The sequence below is a fragment of the Nocardioides daeguensis genome (genome assembly GCF_019192965.1).
GTDB classification, from domain to species: Bacteria; Actinomycetota; Actinomycetes; order Propionibacteriales; family Nocardioidaceae; genus Nocardioides; species Nocardioides daeguensis.
Genome location: NZ_JAHTKU010000004.1, coordinates 80,107 through 98,905 on the forward strand (window position 1 = coordinate 80,107; position 18,799 = coordinate 98,905).

The following is an 18,799-nucleotide window of genomic DNA, read 5'->3' on the forward strand; positions in this document are numbered from 1 at the left end:
GCTCGCTCCCCCCGATCGGCCCGGACCCGGGCGGGGTGAGACGAGTCAAGAGACTTGGGACCTAGTCCCGGCCCCACGGTGGGACCAGGGGCGGAGCCGGCAGGCCGGATCAGCGGGCGGGATCGCGCGAGCGGAGGGCCTCGCTGAGCGAGGCGACGGCGGCCTCCGGCGGCGAGGCGGCGTCGGCGTTGGCGTCGGCCAGCTCGGCGAGGAGCTCGGCGCGGTGGACGGCGACGGAACGGGGGGCGTCGATGCCGATCCGGACGACGTCGCCGCGCACCTCGAGGATGGTGACGGTGACGGCCTCGGGAGAGCCGCCGCCGATGACGACGCTTTCGCCGATGCGACGCGAGAGAACCAGCACGGGAGCGAGGTTAGCGGGTCAGGCGACCAGCGGCGCAGCGAGCGGGAGGTCCGCGTCGTCGAGGATCACCTGGCTGGCGCGGCGGGTTGCGGGGTTGACGACCAGCGGCGCGCGCAGGTTGACGGTGGTGTCGGCGAGGCTGCTGCCGGCGCGGACCACCAGGAGCACGAGTACGTCGTCCGCGGAGTCCTCGTCGATGCCGAGCTCGGTCGCGGTCTCGTCGTCGAGGTCGAGCGTGTAGTCCGGGTAGAACGGCGCGGGCGGGACGACGACGAACTGCAGGTCCTGGCTGTCGAGCGAGCGGAAGCCGTGGAGCACGCCGTCGTCGTCGAGGCGCACGAGCGCGAACCGCGCGTCGTCGGGAAACCCGGGCATCGGGTGGGCCAGCTCGATGACGGGGAGGTCCATGTGCGCGATCATCGCAGGAAGTCCAACAGGCTCGGCTGCATGACCCGCGAGGTGGCCGCGAGCGCCGCCTGGTAGGCGACCTCCTGCAGCTTGAGGTGCACGGTGGTCTCGGCGAGGTCGGCGTTCTCGATCGAGCTGAGGTTGTTCTTGAGCGACATCGTCGCGTCGTCGGCGGCCTGCGCCGACTGCTCGATCCGCTGGTACCGGGTGCCGGCCACGGCGCGGACCCCGGTGACGGTGTTCTCCCGCGCCTGGAGCACCCCGATCGAGGCGGTGATGGTCGCGGTGTCACCGGCGCGCAGCGCGGTCGCGAGGGCGTCGAGCTCGGCGAACACCGAGCTGGCGCCGTCGCCGAACACGGTCCGGCCGTCGACGTCGACCTGCACCACCACGTCGTCGGCGACGCGACGGTTGACCGAGCCCGCGATCCCGGTCCAGTTGCCGCTGCTGTCGTAGGCCTGGCCGCCGGCGGTGACGCCGCCGAAGACCGGACGCTCGAGGTAGGACGCATTGGCCTGGCCGAGCAGCTGCTGGCGGACACCGTCGACCTCGATCGCCAGCGCGTCACGCGCCTGCTGACCCATCGCGCCGGTGTTGGCGCCCTGCAGCGCGAGGTCCCGCGCCCGCCGGACCGACGTGGTGACGGAGTCGAGGGTGCTGTCGATCTGGGTCAGCCAGCCGATGCCGTCCTGCGCGTTGCGGGCGTACTGTCCCTGGTCGGAGACCGAGGTCCGGATCCGCATCGCGGCGGTGGTGCCGGTCGGGTTGTCGGAGGGCCGGTTGATGAGCCGGCCGGTCGAGAGCTGCTCCTGAAGCGACGCCAGCTGGCCGAGGTTGCGCTGCAGGTTCGTGAGCGAGCCCTCGGTGAGCATCCGCTGCGTCACGCGTCCGATGGTCATTTCAGTGTCCCCTAGCGCCCGACCAGGCCGGTGCGGTTGATGAGCGTGTCGAGAACCTCGTCGAGCGTGGTCATCAGCCGGGCCGCGGCCTCGTAGGCGCGCTGCGCGGCGACCATGTTGACGGTCTCCTCGTCGAGGTTGACGCCGGCCTGCTGCTCGCGGGCGTCGTCGAGGGCGCCGGACAGCGACGCCTGGTTGGCCGTACGGCGATCGAGCGCCGCCACGTCCGTCCCGAGGCCGTTGACCAGTCGCTGGTAGGCATCCGGGTAGGTGCCGGCCCGGCTGAGCAGGTCGGCGTTGGCGCCGTCGAGCGCGCCCCCGCCCACGCTGGACGCAGCCAGCTTCGACGGGTCGGTGATCGCGACCTGCAGGCTGGCCGCGCCGACGAGCGGGTCATAGCTGAACAGCGGCGCGCCGGCGGCCCCGCTGGCGTCGTACCCGGCCGCCTGCTGGGCGTTCACGGTCGCGGCCAGGTCCGCGGCGACCGCGTCCAGCCCGGCCCGGTACGCCGGCAGCCTGGTCGTGAGGACCTCGGTGACGGCGCCCAGCTCACCGCCGGGTCCGGCCGCCCCGGCCGGGAGGACGGTGCTCCCCCACGACGCGTCGACGCGGTAGCTGAGGGGCGAGCCGTCAGCGGCGCCGGCCGGGGTGATGCCGGAGGCGAGCACGAAGGCTCCCGCCTCCTTGCCCTGGACCAGGTTGGTGCCTGCCACGGTGACGGTGAACTGGCCGTCGGCCTGGACGGTGGTGACCGCGCCGGTGAGCTCGGACAGGCGCAGCGCCAGCAGGTCGCGGCGGTCGCGCAGCACGCCGGCGTCCGTGCCGTTCTGCTCGGTGACGAGGATGTCGTGGTTGAGCGCCGCCAGCCCGGACGCGGCGGTGTTGACCTCGCTGACCAGGTTGAGGGCGTGGACCCGCTGGTCGGCCTCCTCGCCGGCGACGTTGGCGGCCTGGCTGCGCAGGGCCTGGGCGAGGCTCTCGGCGCGGCCGAGGACCTGCTGCCGGGCGGCGGTGCCGCCGGGGTTCAGCGAGAGGTCCTGCCAGGCGTTGCGCAGGTCGAGCATCGCGGCGTGCACGCCGTTGGGGCCGGGCTCGCCGACACCGTCCTCGACCCGGGCCAGGATCGTGCGGCTGGTCGAGAGGTAGGAGAGCAGGCCGTGCTCCCGGCGTACCCGGGAATCGAGCAGGGGGTCGGTCATCCGGCGCACCTCCCCGACGGTGACGCCCTCGCCGTGACCGTCGTACCGCGACCAGAGCGCGGCCTGCGCGCTGCTGACCGACTCGCCGACGACCCGGCGACGGACGTAGCCGTCGGTGCTGGCGTTGGCGATGTTGTTGCCCGCGACGTCGAGCGCGACCTGGTTGTAGCGCAGGCCCGAGAGAGCGGTGTTGATCGAACCGAAGGAGCCGGCCATCACAGGCTCCGGTCGAGGAGGTGGTGGCGCGGGGCGTCGGCGACGACGGTCCCGGCGTGGGTGTAGCTCGCGGTCGTCGCGCCGCCGATGGCGAGCAGGGTCTCGCGGGCCGAGCGGTAGCCGGCGGTGAGCAGGCCCTTGGCGTCCTCGGAGGTCTCCGCGATGTCGCGGGCGATCGCGACCAGGGCGTCGCGGTGATCACGCAGGATTCCGCGCCACGGGTCGGGTGCGGCGTCGGCCAGCGCGGCCAGTGACGGGTTCGGCGTCAGCCCGAGGACGGCGGCCGCCTCGTCGGCGGCCGTGGCGCGCAGCACCTCGGTGGCGCGCAGGTCGTCGAGCAGCTCCTCGATGTCGCGGGTGGCGTTGACCAGCCACCGGGTACGACCGCTGGCGAGGACGAGCCGCTCCACCTCGAGCCGGTAGGCCAGGGCTTCGAGCATCTCCCGCTCCCGCCACAGGACCTGTGACAGGTTGTCCATGTCTGCTGTGTCGACCACGACGATTCCGATCTCTCCGTCCACCCCGAGCTGCGGGGACACTCGTGCCGTTCCATCGCCAGCAAGGCAGCAGACCTGAGGCATTCGGGGAACGTTCCTCACCGATCGGTCAACGGACGGTTTCCGGCGTGACCAGGCGGACCCGGGACCTGGGTCCCCATTTGCCCGACCGAGCGGCCCTTAGCGGCGCATTGCCCTGCGCGCCGCCTGCGAAAGGCCGGAACCTCATGCACGTGAACGCGAACGAGGCCACCGTCGCCACCTCGGGTACGGACGAGCTGATCACCAGCCACATGCCCCTGGTGGGGCACATCGTGCGGGAGACCATGGGGCGGGTCCCGTCCCACGTCAACCGCGACGACCTCACCTCGGCGGGCCTGACCGCCCTCGTCCTCGCGGCGCGCGCCTTCGACGCGACGCGCGGCGTCCCCTTCGACCGGTACGCCGCCACCCGGATCCGCGGCGCCCTGCTCGACGAGCTGCGTTCGGTCGACTGGGCCTCCCGGTCCGTACGACGCCGGGCCCGCGACCTGGCGGAGACGCGCAACCAGCTGGCCGTCGTCCTCGGCCGCACGCCCTCCCTGTCCGAGGTCGCCCGCGCGGCCGGGTTGAGCGAGGACGAGGTCGTCGCCAACGACGACGACGTCTCCCGTGCCCAGGTGCTCTCCCTGCAGGGCTCCAGCACCACCCCGATCGAGGAGCTGGTGCCGACCCGCGCCCCCTCCCCCGAGGACCTGCTCGAGCACGGTGAGCGGCTCACCTACCTCCGCGAGGCGATCGCCGAGCTGCCCGACCGGCTGCGCGTGGTCGTCGAGGACTACTTCTTCGCCGAGCGGCCGATGGCCGACATCGCCGCGGACCTGGGCGTCACCGACTCCCGGATCTCCCAGATGCGGGCCGAGGCCCTCTCGCTGCTGCGCGACGCCCTCAACCACGAGCTCGAGCCGTCGCTCCTGCACCAGACCGGCAAGGCCGGCGGGGTCGCCCAGCGCCGCCGCGAGTCCTACTTCGCCGCCGTTGCCGCCCGGCACGCCGCCGGCATGCGTCGCGGTGTCAGCCCGCTCGACGCGGTCGGCTGAGGGCCGCTCCACCAGTTTCCGGGAAAACCTCTCAACCCGGCGATCGGCGTACCGATCACCACCCCGACGGGCGACCACGGACGGTCACCCGAACAGCAACTGACCTGATTCCAGGAGGGAAACATCATGGGTCTTCGCATCAACCAGAACATCGAGGCCACCAACGCCTACCGCAACCTGTCGGTGACGCAGGGTCAGCTCTCGAAGTCCATGGAGAAGCTGTCGTCCGGCTTCCGGATCAACCGCGCCGCCGACGACGCGGCCGGCCTGGCGATCTCCGAGGGCCTGCGCTCGCAGGTCGGTGGCCTCAAGACCGCCGTCCGCAACGCCCAGGACGGCATCTCGGTCGTCCAGACCGCTGAGGGCGCGATGACCGAGGTCCACGCGATCCTCCAGCGCGTCCGCGACCTGGCCGTCCAGGGTGCGAACGACAGCAACAACGCGGCCGCCCGCGGCAACATCAACACCGAGATCGACCAGCTGGGCGACGAGCTCACCCGGATCGCCGCGTCGACCAACTTCAACGGCACCAAGCTGCTCAACGGCTCCACGGCGTCGCTGAACTTCCAGGTCGGCGCGGGCAGCACCGCGGCCGAGGACGTCATCGCGGTCAACCTGACCGACCTGTCCGCCCTCGGCGCGACGATCAAGGGCCTCAACGTCACCGACAACGCCAGCGGCCTGGCGGCCATCACGGCCGTCGACACCGAGATCGGCAACGTCTCCACCGCTCGCGCCAACCTGGGTGCCTACCAGAACCGGCTCGAGCACACGATCGCCAACGTCAACGTGGCGATCGAGAACCTGTCGGCGTCGGAGTCGCGCATCCGCGACACCGACATGGCCTCGGAGATGATGAGCTTCACCAAGTCGCAGATCCTGTCCCAGGCCGGTACGGCGATGCTCGCGCAGGCGAACTCGGCCCCGAACGGCGTGCTCCAGCTGCTCCGCGGCTGATCCGTCCGCTGATTGCCCAGGTGCCGGGTGAGGCTTTCCGGCCTCACCCGGCACCTGGTCGTTTCTGCCTTCCCCTCACCTGACGACTGACCTGACGACTGACCTGACGAGCGACGGAGGACCCGATGGCGACTGCGAGCATCGGCGGCCTGGCCAGCGGCCTGAACACGGCCGACATCATCAGCCAGCTGATCACGCTGGAGTCCGCACCCCAGCTCAAGCTCAAGAGCCGGCTCGCCACCGAGCAGAACCGGCTCTCCTCTCTGCAACAGCTCAACGCCCGCCTCGCCGCCCTGGCCGACTCGGCGAAGGCGCTCGCCGGCGCCGACACCACGACCGGGACCTGGGCCGCCCTCAAGGCGACCTCGTCGAACACCGCCGTCAGTGTCACCGCGTCCACCGCGGCCGTACCCGGCGCCTTCACCGTGACCGTCGGCCAGACCGCGCTGAGCCACCAGCTCGCCTTCACCGACGCACACGCGAAGACCGACGTCGTCACCGGCGCCGGCACCGACGTGGTGCTCAAGCGGGCCGGACAGGCCGACGTCTCCATCAGCACCACCGGCGGCACCCTCGACGAGGTCGCCGCCGCGATCAACGCCGCCGACCAGGGCGTCCGCGCGACCCTCGTCAAGGTCGGCACGGTCGGCGGCACCGACCAGTTCCGGCTGCTCGTCGAGTCCACCGCGACCGGCGCCGCCCAGGACTTCGACCTCACCGCGGCCGACGGGTCCCCGCTCCTCGGAGGCGCCACGGTCCGCGCCGGGCGGGACGCCTCGATCGAGATCGGCGGCATCACCGCCACGTCGAGCACCAACACCTTCACCGACATCACCCCCGGCGTCACGATCACGCTGGGCACCGCCGCGACCGGGACCGCCGACATCGCCGTCACCCGGGACGCCGCCACCCGCTCGGCCGCCGTGAAGACCCTGGTCACCGACCTCAACAGCATCCTCGACGCCATCTCCACCGCGACCGCCAACAACGCCGACACCAAGAAGGCGGGCGTCCTGTCCGGCGACAGCACCCTGCGCGGGGTCGTCGGTGACCTGACCGAGACGGTCTACCCGACCGACGGGACCTCGCTCGCGTCGTACGGCATCGAGCTGGACCGCAAGGGTCGCTTCACCTTCGACGAGGCGAAGTTCGCCGCGGCGTACGCCGCCGATCCCGATGGAGTGACGGCGGCGATCACCGGCACGTCCGGGCTGGCCGCCCGGGTCCAGTCCGCCGCCGGCGCCGCCAGCGACAAGTACGACGGCACCGTGACCAGCGCCGTCAACGGGAAGAACACCTCGATCCGCCGCCTCACCGAGAGCATCGAGTCCTGGGACGACCGGCTCGCCCTGCGCCGTACCACCCTGGAGCGCCAGTACACCGCGCTCGAGACCGTCCTGTCCAAGCTCCAGGGGCAGTCCGCCTGGCTCGCCGGCCAGCTGTCGTCCCTGACCTCATCGCAGGAGTGAGCACCTGATGAACGCCATGAACGCCCACGCGGCCTACCGTTCCAACGCGGTCGCCACGGCCTCCCCCGCCCGCCTCCTCGTCATGCTCCTGGAGCGTCTCGTCCTCGACGTCGAGCGCGCCTACGTCGCCCAGCAGCGCGGCGCGTGGGCCGACGCCCACCGGGAGCTGCTGCACGCCCAGGACATCGTGATCGAGCTCGAGTCCAGCCTGGACGTCGACCGGATGCCCGCCGGCAAGCAGCTGGCCAGCCTCTACGAGTACCTGCGCAACCGACTGGTGCTCGCGAACGTCCGTCGCGACCCTCGGGTCACCACCGAGTGCCTGACCCTCAGCCGCCAGCTCTGCGACACCTGGCGGCAGGCGGCCATGACCGCCGCCGTCGGCGCCGCCGCCTCGTGACCGCCCCGGCAACGCCGGACCGCCCGGCCACCTGGACCGAGGCGCTCGACCGCCTCGAGGCGCACGCCGACCACACCGAGCAGATGCTGCAGGGCGTGCCCGCCGGCGCGACCGGGTCGACGCCCGAGCCGTGGCTGCCCCCCTCGGACCTCGGTCCGCTCCCCAACGAGCTGGTCCCCCGCGCCCGGCTGCTCCTGGCCCGCCAGCAGCAGCTGATGGCCGCCATCCCCGGCGCGCTCACCGACAACCGGCGCCAGCAGCAGGTCGCCGACCGCGTGGGACGCGCGACGACCACCCCGCCGACGCCGATCTACCTCGACGTCACCGCCTAGGGCGTGTCTCCCAAGTCCCCGCCTGCTCCGCGACGTTTCCGACTCGATCTGGCGGCGTTGGCGTCGCTCGAAGGGCGATCCGGCACGACTTCGCTCCGCCGCCTTGCCAGATCGGCCGCAAACGCCGCTCGCGACGGCGCTCACTTGGGAGACACGCCCTAGCCGTAGTCCGGCAGCGAAGCCGTCGGTCCGGGTCGGCACACCCTTGCGGGACCCGGCCATCGCAGGGGTGATGTGAGCTTGGGTCCAGCCGGCGCGGTGGCGCTGGTCGATCAGGCGGGGCCCATGGACAGTCAGCCTGCAGCCGCGGCCACGAAAGCCGTTCCGGACGTGCCGATGATCCCGCCAACTGCTGGTGCTCGCGGGGTTCGGGGCGGGGTGGCTACTCGTCGGGCGGGCTGGGGTCGCTCTGGTCGCCGGTGTCAGCGACGGGGTGGGTGCCGCGGTGGTCGACGCGGAACCGGAACCCGTTCGGGCTGGTCCACACGTAGGAGCCGGGCATCACGATGTCGTAGCGCCAGGCCGAGTGGGTCTTCGCCCGGTGGTGGCGCCGACAGAGCGGAACTTCGTTGCACGGACAGGTCACGCCACCCTCGCCGTAAGGGTGATGGTGGTCGATGTCGCAACGTTGCGCGGGTCGGGTGCAGTGCGGGAACCGGCAGCTGTGGTCGCGCAGGGCGACGCGGGTCTTGTGTCGGTCGGGGATCTCGTAGGAGTCGACGGGACGTGGTCGGCCAGGTCGATGACCGGGCGCACGATGATCGTGGTGTCCTTCGCGCGCAGCCACTCGCGGATCTGGGCGGTGCTGATCGGGCAGCGGCCCTCTTCCCACCGGCCCACGGGATTCGCGAACGGGTTCGGGTCGTCGAGGCGGCTGGTGTCGGTGAGGTGGACGTTCAACACAACCTTGCGGCCCGGCACGGTGTGCCCGGTGGTTGAGGTGCGAGCGCCAGTCCCGGTGGTTGAGGTGCGAGCGCCAGCGAGCCTCGAAACCCCCGGGCCCCCCGGACCCTCCAGGTCCTCCGGGATGAGCAAGTCGAGCGCGAGGTCCTGTCGGGCCAGTTCGGCAGCAGCCTTCGAGCGCCGCACATCCAGCGACGAGTCGTCGCCCAGCTTCCCGAGGACCTCGGCACGCCGTGCCACCGCGAGGTTGAGGTCGTGCCCGTCGGCGGCATCGAGCAGCCCGTCGAGGTGGACCAGGCCGTGCTCGTCAACCTGACCGATGTCGAAGTGCCGGTGATCGGCCGCGTTCTTGCGGTCGGTCTCTGCCCGCTCGGGGTCGAACCGCAGCACCGCTTCGGTGACGAGCCTCTCGAGTTGGGCCCATCCGACGCCGGAGGCGTTGAAGAGCTGCCGGTCCACGAACGCCGCCGCTTCGGCACACAAGCCGTGGGTGAGGTCGGCGATGCGTTCGGCCCGCCACGGCGCCAGCTTCCCGGCGGTCACGGCGGCGTAGACGTTCGGGAGGCGCCAGGCGCACTCGACGACCCGCCCGACATAGGCCTTCCCGCCGTCGGGTGACCTGCCGAGGACGGCGATGAGCTCCATGACCGCGAACTCGGACACCAGCGGTGCACCGGGTCCGGCGATGGGGATGCCGGTGTCGAGGTGGCCCTCGGTGATGGTGGCGGCTCCTTCGGGTCCGGTGACGATGTGGTCGCCGGCCCAGGCGGCGATGTCTTCCCATTCCTCGATGACCAAGGTGTTGCGGGAGCGGATCCGCTCACCCACGCGCGACAGCAAGGCTGTCGTCGAGCGGGGCTGGGTTCCGAGATCCATGACTGGATGTTCCCACCCACCCCCGACACAACCCGAGGTCGGAAACCCGCTTGTGGACTGGCGAAACCCGATCGCCGGGGTGGGGAGAATCGACCTCACGATCGGCGACAGGAGGGGCTCGTGCTCCGGTGGTTGAGGCGCGACGAGCGCCAGCGAGGAACCAGCTCCGGTGGTTGAGGCGCGACGAGCGCTAGCGAGGAGCCTCGAAACCTCCGGGCCTCCGGACGCGAACTGTGCCGGACAGTTCCGGCAGCACGGCCAGTGGTTTCGAGGCTCGCTGGCGCTCGCACCTCAACCACCGACGGACCTCCCGGCAGCACGGCCGGGGGTTTCGAGGCTCGCTGGCGCTCGCACCTCAACCACCGACGGACCTCCCGGCAGCACGGCCGGAGGTTTCGAGGCTCGCTGGCGCTCGCACCTCAACCACCGGCGGGGGCTCGCTGGCGCTCACACCTCACCGGCGGGAGGGGGCAGGCGGCGCGGGAGCGGCGGACGGTGGCAATGATCCGGTCGGCGAGCTGCTCGAGCGGCAGCACGTCGTCGGCGAGGCCGGCGCCGGCGACGGCGCCGGGCATCCCCCACACCACGGAGCTCTCCTCGTCCTGGACGACGATCCGGGCGCCGGTGGCGGCAAGCTCCTTCGCGCCGGCGAGGCCGTCTTGGCCCATGCCGGTCAGCACGGTGGCGAGCGCGCCGGAGCCGTACACCTCGACGGCGGAGCGGAACAGCACGTCGACCGCGGGGCGGCAGAAGTTCTCCTGCGGGCCCTGGTCGAGGGCCACCCGGGCACCGGCCGCCGAGCGCCGCACCCGCAGGTGGAAGTCGCCGGGCGCGAGCAGCACCTCGCCCGGGTGGACCGGTTCGCCGTCGACGGCCTCGCGGACCGTCAGCGCGGAGACCTTGTCGAGGCGCTGGGCGAGCATGGTGGTGAAGACCGGCGGCATGTGCTGCACGACGAGCACCGGCACACCGAGGTCGGCCGGCAGCCTCGGCAGGAGGCGGGCCAGCGCGTCGGGGCCGCCGGTGGAGCAGCCGATCAGCAGCGCCGAGACCGGCGCCAGCGGGGGGCGGGTCCGCTCGCGTCGTACGACGGGGACGGAGGTGCCCGGCGTGAGCTTCCGGATCCCCGCGAGCGCGCGGATCCGGGGCACGAGCTGGTCGCGGATCGCCGCGATCCCGTCGGCGATCTGGCCGGTGTTGGACGGCTTCGTCACGTAGTCCGAGGCGCCCCGGGAGAGGGCGTCGAGGGTCGCGGTCGCGCCGCGCTCGGTCAGCGTCGAGAACATGATGACCGGCAGCCGCGCATGCTTCTCGCGGATCTGGGTGAGCGCGCCGAGCCCGTCGAGGTGCGGCATCTCGATGTCGAGGGTGACGACGTCGGGCCGGAGCTCCTCGACCATGCGCACGGCCTCCAGGCCGTCGCGGGCCACTCCGGCGACCTCGATGTCCGGTGCCTGCCGGAGGGCGGTGGTCACCAGTCGTCGTACCAGTGCCGAGTCGTCGACGACGAGAACCCTGATCGCTGTCACGGCTGCTCCATCGGCTCGCTCCAGCACGGTCTGAGGGCTCAGGTCGTCCCGGACACCGCCGATGGAGCGAGCATGACCACGTCCACCGCCTTCGCCTCTGTCTCGGCGCTCGTACGACGGGAGACGTCGATGGTCTACGACGAGGGCAAGGAGTACCTCGTCGAGGCACGGCTCAACCCGCTCGCCGCCGCCCGCGGCCTCGGCCTCGAGGAGTACGTCGCCCGGCTGGCGTTCGACGCCGACGAGCGCCGCAAGGTCGTCGACGCGCTCACCATCAACGAGACGAGCTGGTTCCGCGACCACACGCCGTACCAGGCCTTCACCGACGCGATGCTGCCCGCGCTGCTGGAGCGGCGGCAGATCACCCGGCGGCTGCGGATCTGGAGCGCCGCCTGCTCGAGCGGGCAGGAGGCGTACTCGATCGCCATGCTGCTCGACCAGCACCTGCCGCCGGGCTGGAGCTACGAGATCGTCGCGACCGACATCTCCACGGCGATGCTCGAACGGGTCCGGGCCGGGCGCTACAGCCAGGTCGAGGTCAACCGCGGCCTGCCCGCCACCAGCCTGGTCCGGTACTTCACGCGCGTGGGCCGCGACTGGGAGATCACCGAGCGGCTCCGCGAGCGGGTCACCGTCAAGCACCTCAACCTGGCGGCGCCGTACGTCGGCCTGGGGAGCTTCGACGTGATCTGGCTGCGCAACGTCCTCATCTACTTCGAGGCCGCGACCAAGCAGGACATCCTGCGCCGGATGCTGCCGATGCTCGCCGACGACGGCTACCTGCTCCTCGGCTCGTCGGAGACGACCCTCGACATGCCGGCCGACCTCGCTGCCGCCTGGCAGCGCGAGCAGATCGGGCGGGTGCCGACCTACCGTCGCGCCTCCGCCGCCCGTTCCCTGACCCCGTCCCTCACCAGCACAGGAGCCTGACCGTGCGCGCGATGATCATCGACGACTCCCGGGCGATGCGCAGCATCCTGCGCCGCATCGTCACGGACCTCGACTTCGAGACCAGTGAGGCCGAGCACGGCCAGGCGGCGCTCGACCAGATGTACGCGGGCGTCGTGCCCGACGTGTGCCTGGTGGACTGGAACATGCCGGTGATGGACGGCTACACGTTCATCACCGAGGTGCGCGCCAACCCGGAGTGGCGTGACGTCACCTTGATGATGGTGACCACGGAGAGCGAGCAGCGGCAGATCGTGCGCGCGCTCGCCGCCGGCGCCCATGAGTACGTCATCAAGCCGTTCACGCCCGACGCGATCGTCGACAAGCTCTCGCTGCTCGGGCTGGTGCCCGCATGAGCGCCGTCGTGCCGGAGGTCGAGGTCCCCGCGTCCGAGGACGTCCTGGCCGTCACCGAGGACGTGTGGATGGCGCTGCTCGGCGACGACGCGCCCCTGCTGCCGCGCACGGTGGCGCCGGGTGCGCCGTTCGACGTGGCCGCCTGGTCGGCCGCGACCACGATCAGCGGCGGCTGGCAGGGCGTCGTGACCGTCGAGCTCGACGAGGCGCTCGCCCGCCGGCTGACCATGCGGATGCTGGCGCTGCCCGCCGACGAGCAGGCCAGCGACAGTGACGTCGCGGACGCCGTCGGCGAGCTGGTCAACATGGTCGGCGGCAACGTGAAGAGCCTGATGCCGGGCCCCAGCGTGCTCTCGCTGCCCGCCGTCGCCGCCGGCCGCGCCGCCTTCTCCAGCGACTCCGCCCTCGCCTGCCGCGTCGACCTCGTGTGGCAGGACGCCCCCGTCCGTGTCTCCGTGCACGTTCCCCAGGAAGGACCCCGATGAAGATCCTGATCGCCGACGACAGCCGCGTGATGCGGCAGATCGTGATCCGCACCCTGCGCCAGGCCGGGCACGGCGGGCACGACATCGTCGAGGCCGAGAACGGCCGGCAGGCGCTGGAGATGGTGCAGACCGAGGCGCCCGACCTGGTCCTCTCGGACTGGAACATGCCCGAGATGAACGGCATCGACTGCCTCTCCGCGCTGCGTGCCTCGGGCTCCCAGGTCGCCTTCGGGTTCGTCACCTCGGAGGGCTCGGAGGAGATGCGCGAGCGCGCGGCGTCCGCCGGTGCGGCCTTCCTCATCGCCAAGCCGTTCACCCCGGAGGCGTTCGACGACGCCCTCCGCAGCGTCATCTGAGGTCCCCGATGCCCGTCCACCTCCCCCAGCCCAAGCAGCTGCGCGACCTGCTCGCCGACCTCCTGGGCCGCGACGTCACGCTCAGCCCGTCGGCGCCGTTCGCCCCCGGCCCGGACACCCCCGCCTCGGTCGCCGTGTACGTCGACGACAGCCTGCGGATCAGCGCCCTGATCGCCTGCGACCTGGCCTTCTCGGCGTACGCCGGCGCGGCACTCGGCCTGATCCCGGTCGGTGACGCCGCCGCCGCGGTCGGCGACGGCAAGGTCACCGACGCGATCGCGGAGAACCTCTACGAGGTCCTCAACATCGCCGCCTCGACGTTCAACGTCGCCGGCGCCGACCACCTGCGCCTCCACGCCCTCCACCCCGCCGGCCCGCCGCTCGACCCGCAGGTGCGGATCAGCACGATGACGCTGGGGCGGCGCGAGGACCTCGCGGTCGAGATCGCGGGGTACGGGTCGGGGTTGTTGTCCGTCGTGCTGCTCTGACGGGGCGCTCGCCCCGGACCACCGGCCGGAGGGACAACGCCGGGACAGGGTGAGGGACAAACCGGGGACCTCGGCCCTCCGGAGCGGGACGAACCGCCTCCTACCGTCCCCGGCATGACCCCCCAGAACCGCAAGCGAAAGTCCCTCCTCGCCCTCGGCGCGAGCCTCCTGACGGCCTCCCTGCTGGCCCTCGCCTCCCCCGCCCAGGCGGCCGGCGAGTGGCAGGACGGCAGCAGCGAGTCCGACACGATCCTCGACTGCTGGACCGGCCAGCCCTCGACCGGTGTCACCGCGAACGTCGGCTGGTGGTCGCCGACCGGTGAGGTGCCGAAGGTGGGCGAGCCGTTCCTGCTGCACGGCTACATCGGCCTGGTCGGGCTGCCCTGCAGCAGCGGCGTGGCCGTCGTCCCCGAGATGGTCTTCGACGAGACGGCGTTCGGCTACCCCGACGAGCCCGTCAAGTGGGGCATCAACGCCATCGACGACCCGACCCCGACGTTCTCGACCGATCCGGTCGAGCTGACGCGCGGCCCGAACAACGGCATCGCGATCGCCTCGGTCAACGGGCAGGCCATCACCCTCAAGCGTGGCCAGATCTTCGAGTTCCAGGTCCCGGTGGTCGCCAAGCGCGCCCTGAAGGGTACGGCGACGCCCGCCCCGTCCTGCTACGAGCGGACCGCCGGCATCGCCCCCTGCCCGGTCGCCACGTCGGGCGACCACCTGCAGGTCGCGTTCCAGGTGGCCGGCCACGGCGGCAACAAGACCTTCGTGACGCCGTACGTCCCGCTCTTCGCAGCCGGTGCCGACGGTGGAGCCGGTGGCGGCGGTGGCGGCGGCCAGCTGGGGAAGGTCCCCTCGACCACCGGCGCGACGTACAAGGTCTCGGCGCGCAAGGCGGGCCGAGCGACCGTCACGGTCCGGGCCGCCTCGGCGCCCACCGGCCAGGTGGTCGTTCGTGACCTCGCCCGCAACGGCCGGGTCGTCGCCCGGGGCACGCTGACGGCGGGCCACCACGGCGTCCTGCGGCTGAAGGTGGCCAAGCTCGGGAAGGGCAAGCACCGCCTGGTGGCCGAGTACACCGGCTCGACGGGCGTGCAGCCGTCGAGCGCGGCGGTCCAGAAGCTCCGCCTGAAGTGATCACGCGCGACGCCCGGCTCCTCGGTCCCGGGGCCGGGCGTCGCCTCTTGACCCGGTTCTCCGCCCGGGGTTACGTTGCGCCCGACCAATCTGAACACATCCGTTGACAGATATTGAGGACCGCTCGTGCCCCGGACCGCTCCGACCACGCTGCTCGACACCGTCTCCAGCCTCGGCACGACCAGCGGCGTCGCCAACATCATCCAGCAGCTGTCCCTGCCACCGGTGGGTGAAGGCGTGAGCGAGAGCCGGGTGGTGTCGGGGAGCCCCCGGCGCCGCCCGATCAAGCGGGCACGCACCACGGGCCAGTACCTCGCGCTCGCGGTGGCCGGTTCCGACGAGGACCGGGCCGCGATGCGCTCGGCCGTCGCGCAGGTGCACCGGCACGTGCGCTCCGGGGACCACAGCCCGGTCGCCTACAACGCCAACGCCGCCGACCTGCAGCTGTGGGTGGCGGCCTGCCTGTTCCGCTTCTTCCTCGACCAGCACGTCCTCCTGTACGGCGACCTCGACCGCGCCGAGCTCGACACCCTGGTGCGGGCGGCCAGCCCCCTCGCCACCGGCGTCAACGTCCGCCCCGAGCGGTGGCCGGGCGACTGGGCTGCCTTCGAGGACTACTGGGCGAGCATGCTGCCGCGGCTGGCGATCTCGCAGGAGGTGCGCCGCGACTTCGAGTCGCTGGCCGACCTCGGGTTCCTCGGCGAGGCCTGGGGCCTTCCGGGTCGCCTGCTCGCGCGCCTGCTCGGACCGGCCTACCACTTCTTCACCCGCGCCAACCTGCCGCCGTACTTCCGCGAGCTGATGGGCTGGACCTGGACCGCGGAGGACCAGCGCAGGTTCGACCGCGCGCTCGTCGCGCTGCGCTGGGCCGACCGGCTCGGCAACCGCGCGGTGCTGCGGCTGGTGTACCGCCTCTACGTCGCCGACTTCCGGCTGCGTCGCCGGCTGGGCCTGCCCGTCCTGGGCCGGCTCCGGGTCTCCGACGTGATGGTGCGCGACGGCGGCCGGCGGCCAGGGCAGAGAGGGACCGCCGCCCGCAAGTCCGATCGGTCGAGATAGTCAGGACCTAGTCCCAGACGCCAGGGCTCAGGTCCCCTGCGGGCGGACCGATCAGGCACGGTGAGCGACGGATTGCTCAGCCCTCGCCGACGGACCGGCACCCACCGTCGCGCCAGCTCCCACGACTGGCGCGCCCCCGCAGGAGATCGACCGTGTCCTTCGCAGCGTCCGACGCCGTCGGCTTCGTGTTGCACTCCGCGATCAACGGGCTGTCCCAGCGACAGCAGGTGATCGCGGACAACATCGCCAACGTCGACACCCCCGGCTTCCGCGCCCGCAGCGTCGAGTTCGAGTCCGCGCTCTCCAGCGCGATCGAGCGCGGCCGGGCCACCACGAGCGACCTCACCGCGACGGTCGCCGCCACGGGGACCCCGGTCGGTGCCAACGACAACAACGTCGACCTCCGCAAGGAGTCGATCGCCGCGATCCAGACCCAGTACCAGTACCAGATCATGGGCCGGGCGATCAGCGACCGCGACTCGCGGCTCAACATGATGGCCGGCGGTGCTGCCTGATGGGCGCCTTCGAGACGCTGCGCATCGCGAACACCGCGCTCGGCGCGCACCAGGTCTGGCTCGACGCCCTGGCCGGCAACATCGCGAACGCCAACACGGTCAAGCGGACCAGCGAGGACGCCTTCCAGGCGACCTACGTCGAGTTCGACCCGCGCGGGGACGGCGGTGTCGACGTCGCCGGCTTCGCCGCAGGCGACCCCGAGGGCCGGATGGTCCACTCGCCCGGCCACCCGCTGGCCGACGAGGACGGCTACGTCCGGCTGCCCGACATCGACATGGCGGCCCAGATGAGCCAGCTGGTCATGGCCCAGCGCGGCTACCAGGCCTCGGTGCAGGTCACCAAGACCGCCCAGGACACTTACGGCGCGGCCCTCCAGATCGGTGCCCGCTGATGGACATCACGCCCCTGCAGTTCCCGTCGGTGTCGGCCGCCGACGCCCTCGGCTCGATCGCCGCGCCCAGCACCGCCGCGAAGGTCGCGCCGTCGGCCGGCCCGGACACCGAGTTCGGCTCGCTCGTGCTCGACGGCCTCGACCGGCTGGAGGGCCTCACCGACAAGGCCGACAACCTGGCGGTCCAGGCAGCCACCGGCAAGCTCGAGAACATCCACGACTACACGATCGCGGCCAGCGAGGCGTCCGTCGCCAGCCAGCTGACGGTCTCCCTGCGCAACCGTGCGGTCGAGGCGTTCAACGAGATCATGCGGATGCAGGTCTGAGGGCCGGTCGACGATGCAACAGCGCCTCACGCGGTACGTCACGCGCGCCCGCGACACCTTCGGCGGCTTCACGGCCGGGCAGAAGGCCGTCGCCGTCATCGGTACGGCGGCCCTGCTGATCGCCGTGTTCATGGTGTTCCGCTGGGTGTCCACGCCCAGCTACGCCCCGCTGTACTCCAACCTCTCCGGCACCGACGCGAGCGCCGTGATCGAGGAGCTCGACGCGCAGGGCGTCCCGTACAAGATCACCGGCGGCGGCGGCACGATCATGGTGCCGCGCTCGGACGTCTACGGCACCCGGATCACCCTGTCCGGCAAGGGCCTGCCCGCCAGCAGCGACGGCGGCTACAGCCTGCTCGACAAGCAGAGCCTGTCGACCTCGGAGTCGCAGGAGCAGACCAACTTCAAGCGCGCCATGGAGGGTGAGCTCGCCAAGACCGTCGAGGCCATCCACGGCGTCGACACCGCGGTCGTGCACCTCGCCATCCCGAAGAAGGAGGTCTTCACCGACGAGCAGGACCCGCCGACGGCGTCGGTCCTCATCGACACCGAGCCGGGCACCGCGCTCGACGACGGCCAGGTGCAGGCGATCGTCCACCTGGTCGCCTCCAGCATCGACGGCCTCGAGCCGAAGAACGTCACCCTCACCGACGCGACCGGCAAGCTGCTCACCACCGACGACAGCGCCGACGGCGGTGTCGGCGCGGCCTCCGCGCGCACCAAGCAGGTCGAGGCCTTCCAGGACTCGATGCAGGGCAAGATCCAGTCCCTGCTCGACACCATCGTCGGCCCCGGCAACGCCAAGGCCACGGTGACCGCCGACCTCGACTTCGACAAGTCGGTCACCGACAGCCGGACCTACGGCGCGCAGGAGAACGTCCCGCCGCTCTCGGAGTCCTCGACCAACGAGACGTACGCCGGCCCGGCCGGCTCGCTGACCAACTCCTCGGGCGGCATCGTCGGCCCCGACGGGCAGATGGACCCGGCCGCGGCCACCGGCGGCGACTCGTCGTACAAGAACTCCTCGAGGACCCGCGACAACGCGCTCGACCAGACCGTCGAGCACCGCGAGAAGGCGCCGGGCTCGATCAACAGCATCCACGTGGGTGTCGTGCTCGACTCGACGGCGGCCGCTGCCCTGCAGCCACAGGTGGTCAAGGACCAGATCAGCAGCGCCGTCGGCATCAAGGCCGACCGTGGCGACACGATCGACGTCTCCACGATGGCCTTCGACCGCAGCGCCGAGAAGGCGGCCGCGGCCGACCTCGAGGCCGCCCAGGCCGCCGACGCCGCAGCGCGGCGCAACGACCTGCTGCGCAACATCGGCATCGCCGGCGGCATCGCGCTGATGGTCCTGCTCGCCTGGCTGCAGGCGCGGCGCCGGGCCAAGGTCCGCGACGACGCCCGGGCCTACCTGGTCGAGCAGCTGCGCACCGACGCGGCGAACCGCTCCGCCGAGCTGGAGGCCCCGGCCCTGGCCGCCCTCGAGTCGTCCGAGAAGGACGAGGAGGAGTCGATGCGTGACGAGCTGATCGCACTAGTCGACCGCCAGCCCGACGACGTCGCCGCCCTGCTGCGCGGCTGGCTCGTGGAGCCGCGCCCGTGACCC

Annotated in this window: 24 protein-coding genes; 16 read left to right on the plus strand and 8 right to left on the minus strand. The window is 71.9% G+C overall.

The window, feature by feature from the left end; all coding sequences use genetic code 11:
• Positions 1-109: 109 nt before the first annotated feature.
• From KU893_RS03250 to flgN, 5 genes are read right to left on the minus strand one after another with little or no spacing between them, the layout of a single operon-like run.
• A complete protein-coding gene (locus KU893_RS03250) occupies positions 110-364 on the minus strand; it encodes a carbon storage regulator (protein WP_218232887.1) in 255 nt (84 codons plus the stop codon).
• A gap of 18 nt (positions 365-382) precedes the next feature.
• Entirely contained in the window at positions 383-772 is a 390-nt protein-coding gene (gene fliW / locus KU893_RS03255) for a flagellar assembly protein FliW (protein WP_246591740.1), read from the minus strand.
• An 8-nt stretch (positions 773-780) separates the two neighbouring features.
• On the minus strand, positions 781-1,671 hold the full coding sequence (locus KU893_RS03260) for a flagellin N-terminal helical domain-containing protein (protein WP_218232889.1): 891 nt from the start codon (positions 1,669-1,671) through the stop codon (positions 781-783).
• A gap of 11 nt (positions 1,672-1,682) precedes the next feature.
• Entirely contained in the window at positions 1,683-3,086 is a 1,404-nt protein-coding gene (flgK, locus tag KU893_RS03265; protein WP_218232890.1) for a flagellar hook-associated protein FlgK, read from the minus strand.
• Entirely contained in the window at positions 3,086-3,565 is a 480-nt protein-coding gene (gene flgN, locus KU893_RS03270) for a flagellar export chaperone FlgN (protein WP_218232891.1), read from the minus strand. Before flgN ends, flgK begins: the two co-directional genes overlap by 1 nt.
• A gap of 251 nt (positions 3,566-3,816) precedes the next feature.
• On the opposite strand from flgN, the gene KU893_RS03275 reads away from it, so the two are divergent.
• The 5 genes from KU893_RS03275 to KU893_RS03295 all read left to right on the plus strand — a co-directional run bounded on the left by KU893_RS03275 (position 3,817) and on the right by KU893_RS03295 (position 7,820).
• The gene (locus tag KU893_RS03275; RefSeq protein ID WP_257440839.1) at positions 3,817-4,662 is read left to right on the plus strand and encodes a sigma-70 family RNA polymerase sigma factor; all 846 of its coding nucleotides are present in this window, start codon (positions 3,817-3,819) and stop codon (positions 4,660-4,662) included.
• A 126-nt stretch (positions 4,663-4,788) separates the two neighbouring features.
• Positions 4,789-5,619, plus strand: coding sequence for a flagellin N-terminal helical domain-containing protein (locus KU893_RS03280; protein ID WP_218232893.1), 831 nt, complete (start codon positions 4,789-4,791; stop codon positions 5,617-5,619).
• 125 nt (positions 5,620-5,744) lie between these two features.
• Entirely contained in the window at positions 5,745-7,088 is a 1,344-nt protein-coding gene (gene fliD / locus KU893_RS03285; RefSeq protein ID WP_218232894.1) for a flagellar filament capping protein FliD, read from the plus strand.
• Positions 7,089-7,095: 7 nt separating this feature from the next.
• Positions 7,096-7,488: a flagellar export chaperone FliS gene (gene fliS, locus KU893_RS03290; RefSeq protein ID WP_218232895.1), complete on the plus strand. Its 393-nt coding sequence runs from the start codon at positions 7,096-7,098 to the stop codon at positions 7,486-7,488.
• Positions 7,485-7,820 carry a hypothetical protein gene (locus KU893_RS03295; protein ID WP_218232896.1) on the plus strand — a complete coding sequence of 112 codons (336 nt, stop codon included), beginning with the start codon at positions 7,485-7,487 and terminating at the stop codon, positions 7,818-7,820. Before fliS ends, KU893_RS03295 begins: the two co-directional genes overlap by 4 nt.
• Positions 7,821-8,202: 382 nt before the next feature.
• Here KU893_RS03295 and KU893_RS03300 read toward each other — a convergent pair whose 3' ends face one another.
• The 3 genes from KU893_RS03300 to KU893_RS03310 form a co-directional block, all read right to left on the minus strand.
• Complete coding sequence (locus KU893_RS03300) at positions 8,203-8,406, minus strand: hypothetical protein (protein WP_218232897.1); 204 nt, start codon at positions 8,404-8,406, stop codon at positions 8,203-8,205.
• A complete protein-coding gene (locus KU893_RS03305; RefSeq protein WP_218232898.1) occupies positions 8,403-9,599 on the minus strand; it encodes a DUF222 domain-containing protein in 1,197 nt (398 codons plus the stop codon). Before KU893_RS03305 ends, KU893_RS03300 begins: the two co-directional genes overlap by 4 nt.
• Before the next feature lie 419 nt (positions 9,600-10,018).
• Complete coding sequence (locus KU893_RS03310; RefSeq protein ID WP_257440840.1) at positions 10,019-11,128, minus strand: protein-glutamate methylesterase/protein-glutamine glutaminase; 1,110 nt, start codon at positions 11,126-11,128, stop codon at positions 10,019-10,021.
• Between the two features lie 72 nt (positions 11,129-11,200).
• Between KU893_RS03310 and KU893_RS03315 the strand changes: the two genes are divergently transcribed.
• The 11 genes from KU893_RS03315 (at position 11,201) to fliF (ending at position 18,796) form a co-directional block, all read left to right on the plus strand.
• On the plus strand, positions 11,201-12,058 hold the full coding sequence (locus KU893_RS03315; protein ID WP_218232899.1) for a CheR family methyltransferase: 858 nt from the start codon (positions 11,201-11,203) through the stop codon (positions 12,056-12,058).
• Positions 12,059-12,069: 11 nt separating this feature from the next.
• The gene (locus KU893_RS03320; RefSeq protein WP_218233131.1) at positions 12,070-12,432 is read left to right on the plus strand and encodes a response regulator; all 363 of its coding nucleotides are present in this window, start codon (positions 12,070-12,072) and stop codon (positions 12,430-12,432) included.
• The gene (locus KU893_RS03325) at positions 12,429-12,917 is read left to right on the plus strand and encodes a chemotaxis protein CheX (RefSeq protein ID WP_218232900.1); all 489 of its coding nucleotides are present in this window, start codon (positions 12,429-12,431) and stop codon (positions 12,915-12,917) included. Before KU893_RS03320 ends, KU893_RS03325 begins: the two co-directional genes overlap by 4 nt.
• On the plus strand, positions 12,914-13,273 hold the full coding sequence (locus KU893_RS03330; RefSeq protein WP_218232901.1) for a response regulator: 360 nt from the start codon (positions 12,914-12,916) through the stop codon (positions 13,271-13,273). Before KU893_RS03325 ends, KU893_RS03330 begins: the two co-directional genes overlap by 4 nt.
• A gap of 8 nt (positions 13,274-13,281) precedes the next feature.
• Complete coding sequence (locus KU893_RS03335) at positions 13,282-13,761, plus strand: hypothetical protein (protein WP_218232902.1); 480 nt, start codon at positions 13,282-13,284, stop codon at positions 13,759-13,761.
• Between the two features lie 114 nt (positions 13,762-13,875).
• Entirely contained in the window at positions 13,876-14,898 is a 1,023-nt protein-coding gene (locus tag KU893_RS03340) for an Ig-like domain-containing protein (RefSeq protein ID WP_218232903.1), read from the plus strand.
• A 126-nt stretch (positions 14,899-15,024) separates the two neighbouring features.
• Positions 15,025-15,957, plus strand: a complete 933-nt coding sequence (locus KU893_RS03345) for an oxygenase MpaB family protein (RefSeq protein WP_218232904.1) — start codon at positions 15,025-15,027, stop codon at positions 15,955-15,957.
• Between the two features lie 152 nt (positions 15,958-16,109).
• Complete coding sequence (gene flgB, locus KU893_RS03350; RefSeq protein ID WP_218232905.1) at positions 16,110-16,472, plus strand: flagellar basal body rod protein FlgB; 363 nt, start codon at positions 16,110-16,112, stop codon at positions 16,470-16,472.
• Positions 16,472-16,864 carry a flagellar basal body rod protein FlgC gene (locus KU893_RS03355; protein WP_218232906.1) on the plus strand — a complete coding sequence of 131 codons (393 nt, stop codon included), beginning with the start codon at positions 16,472-16,474 and terminating at the stop codon, positions 16,862-16,864. Before flgB ends, KU893_RS03355 begins: the two co-directional genes overlap by 1 nt.
• Positions 16,864-17,190 (plus strand): flagellar hook-basal body complex protein FliE, encoded by a 327-nt coding sequence (fliE, locus tag KU893_RS03360; protein ID WP_218232907.1) that lies wholly within the window; start codon positions 16,864-16,866, stop codon positions 17,188-17,190. Before KU893_RS03355 ends, fliE begins: the two co-directional genes overlap by 1 nt.
• A gap of 13 nt (positions 17,191-17,203) precedes the next feature.
• Positions 17,204-18,796: a flagellar basal-body MS-ring/collar protein FliF gene (gene fliF / locus KU893_RS03365; RefSeq protein ID WP_218232908.1), complete on the plus strand. Its 1,593-nt coding sequence runs from the start codon at positions 17,204-17,206 to the stop codon at positions 18,794-18,796.
• The last annotated feature ends 3 nt before the right edge of the window (positions 18,797-18,799 follow it).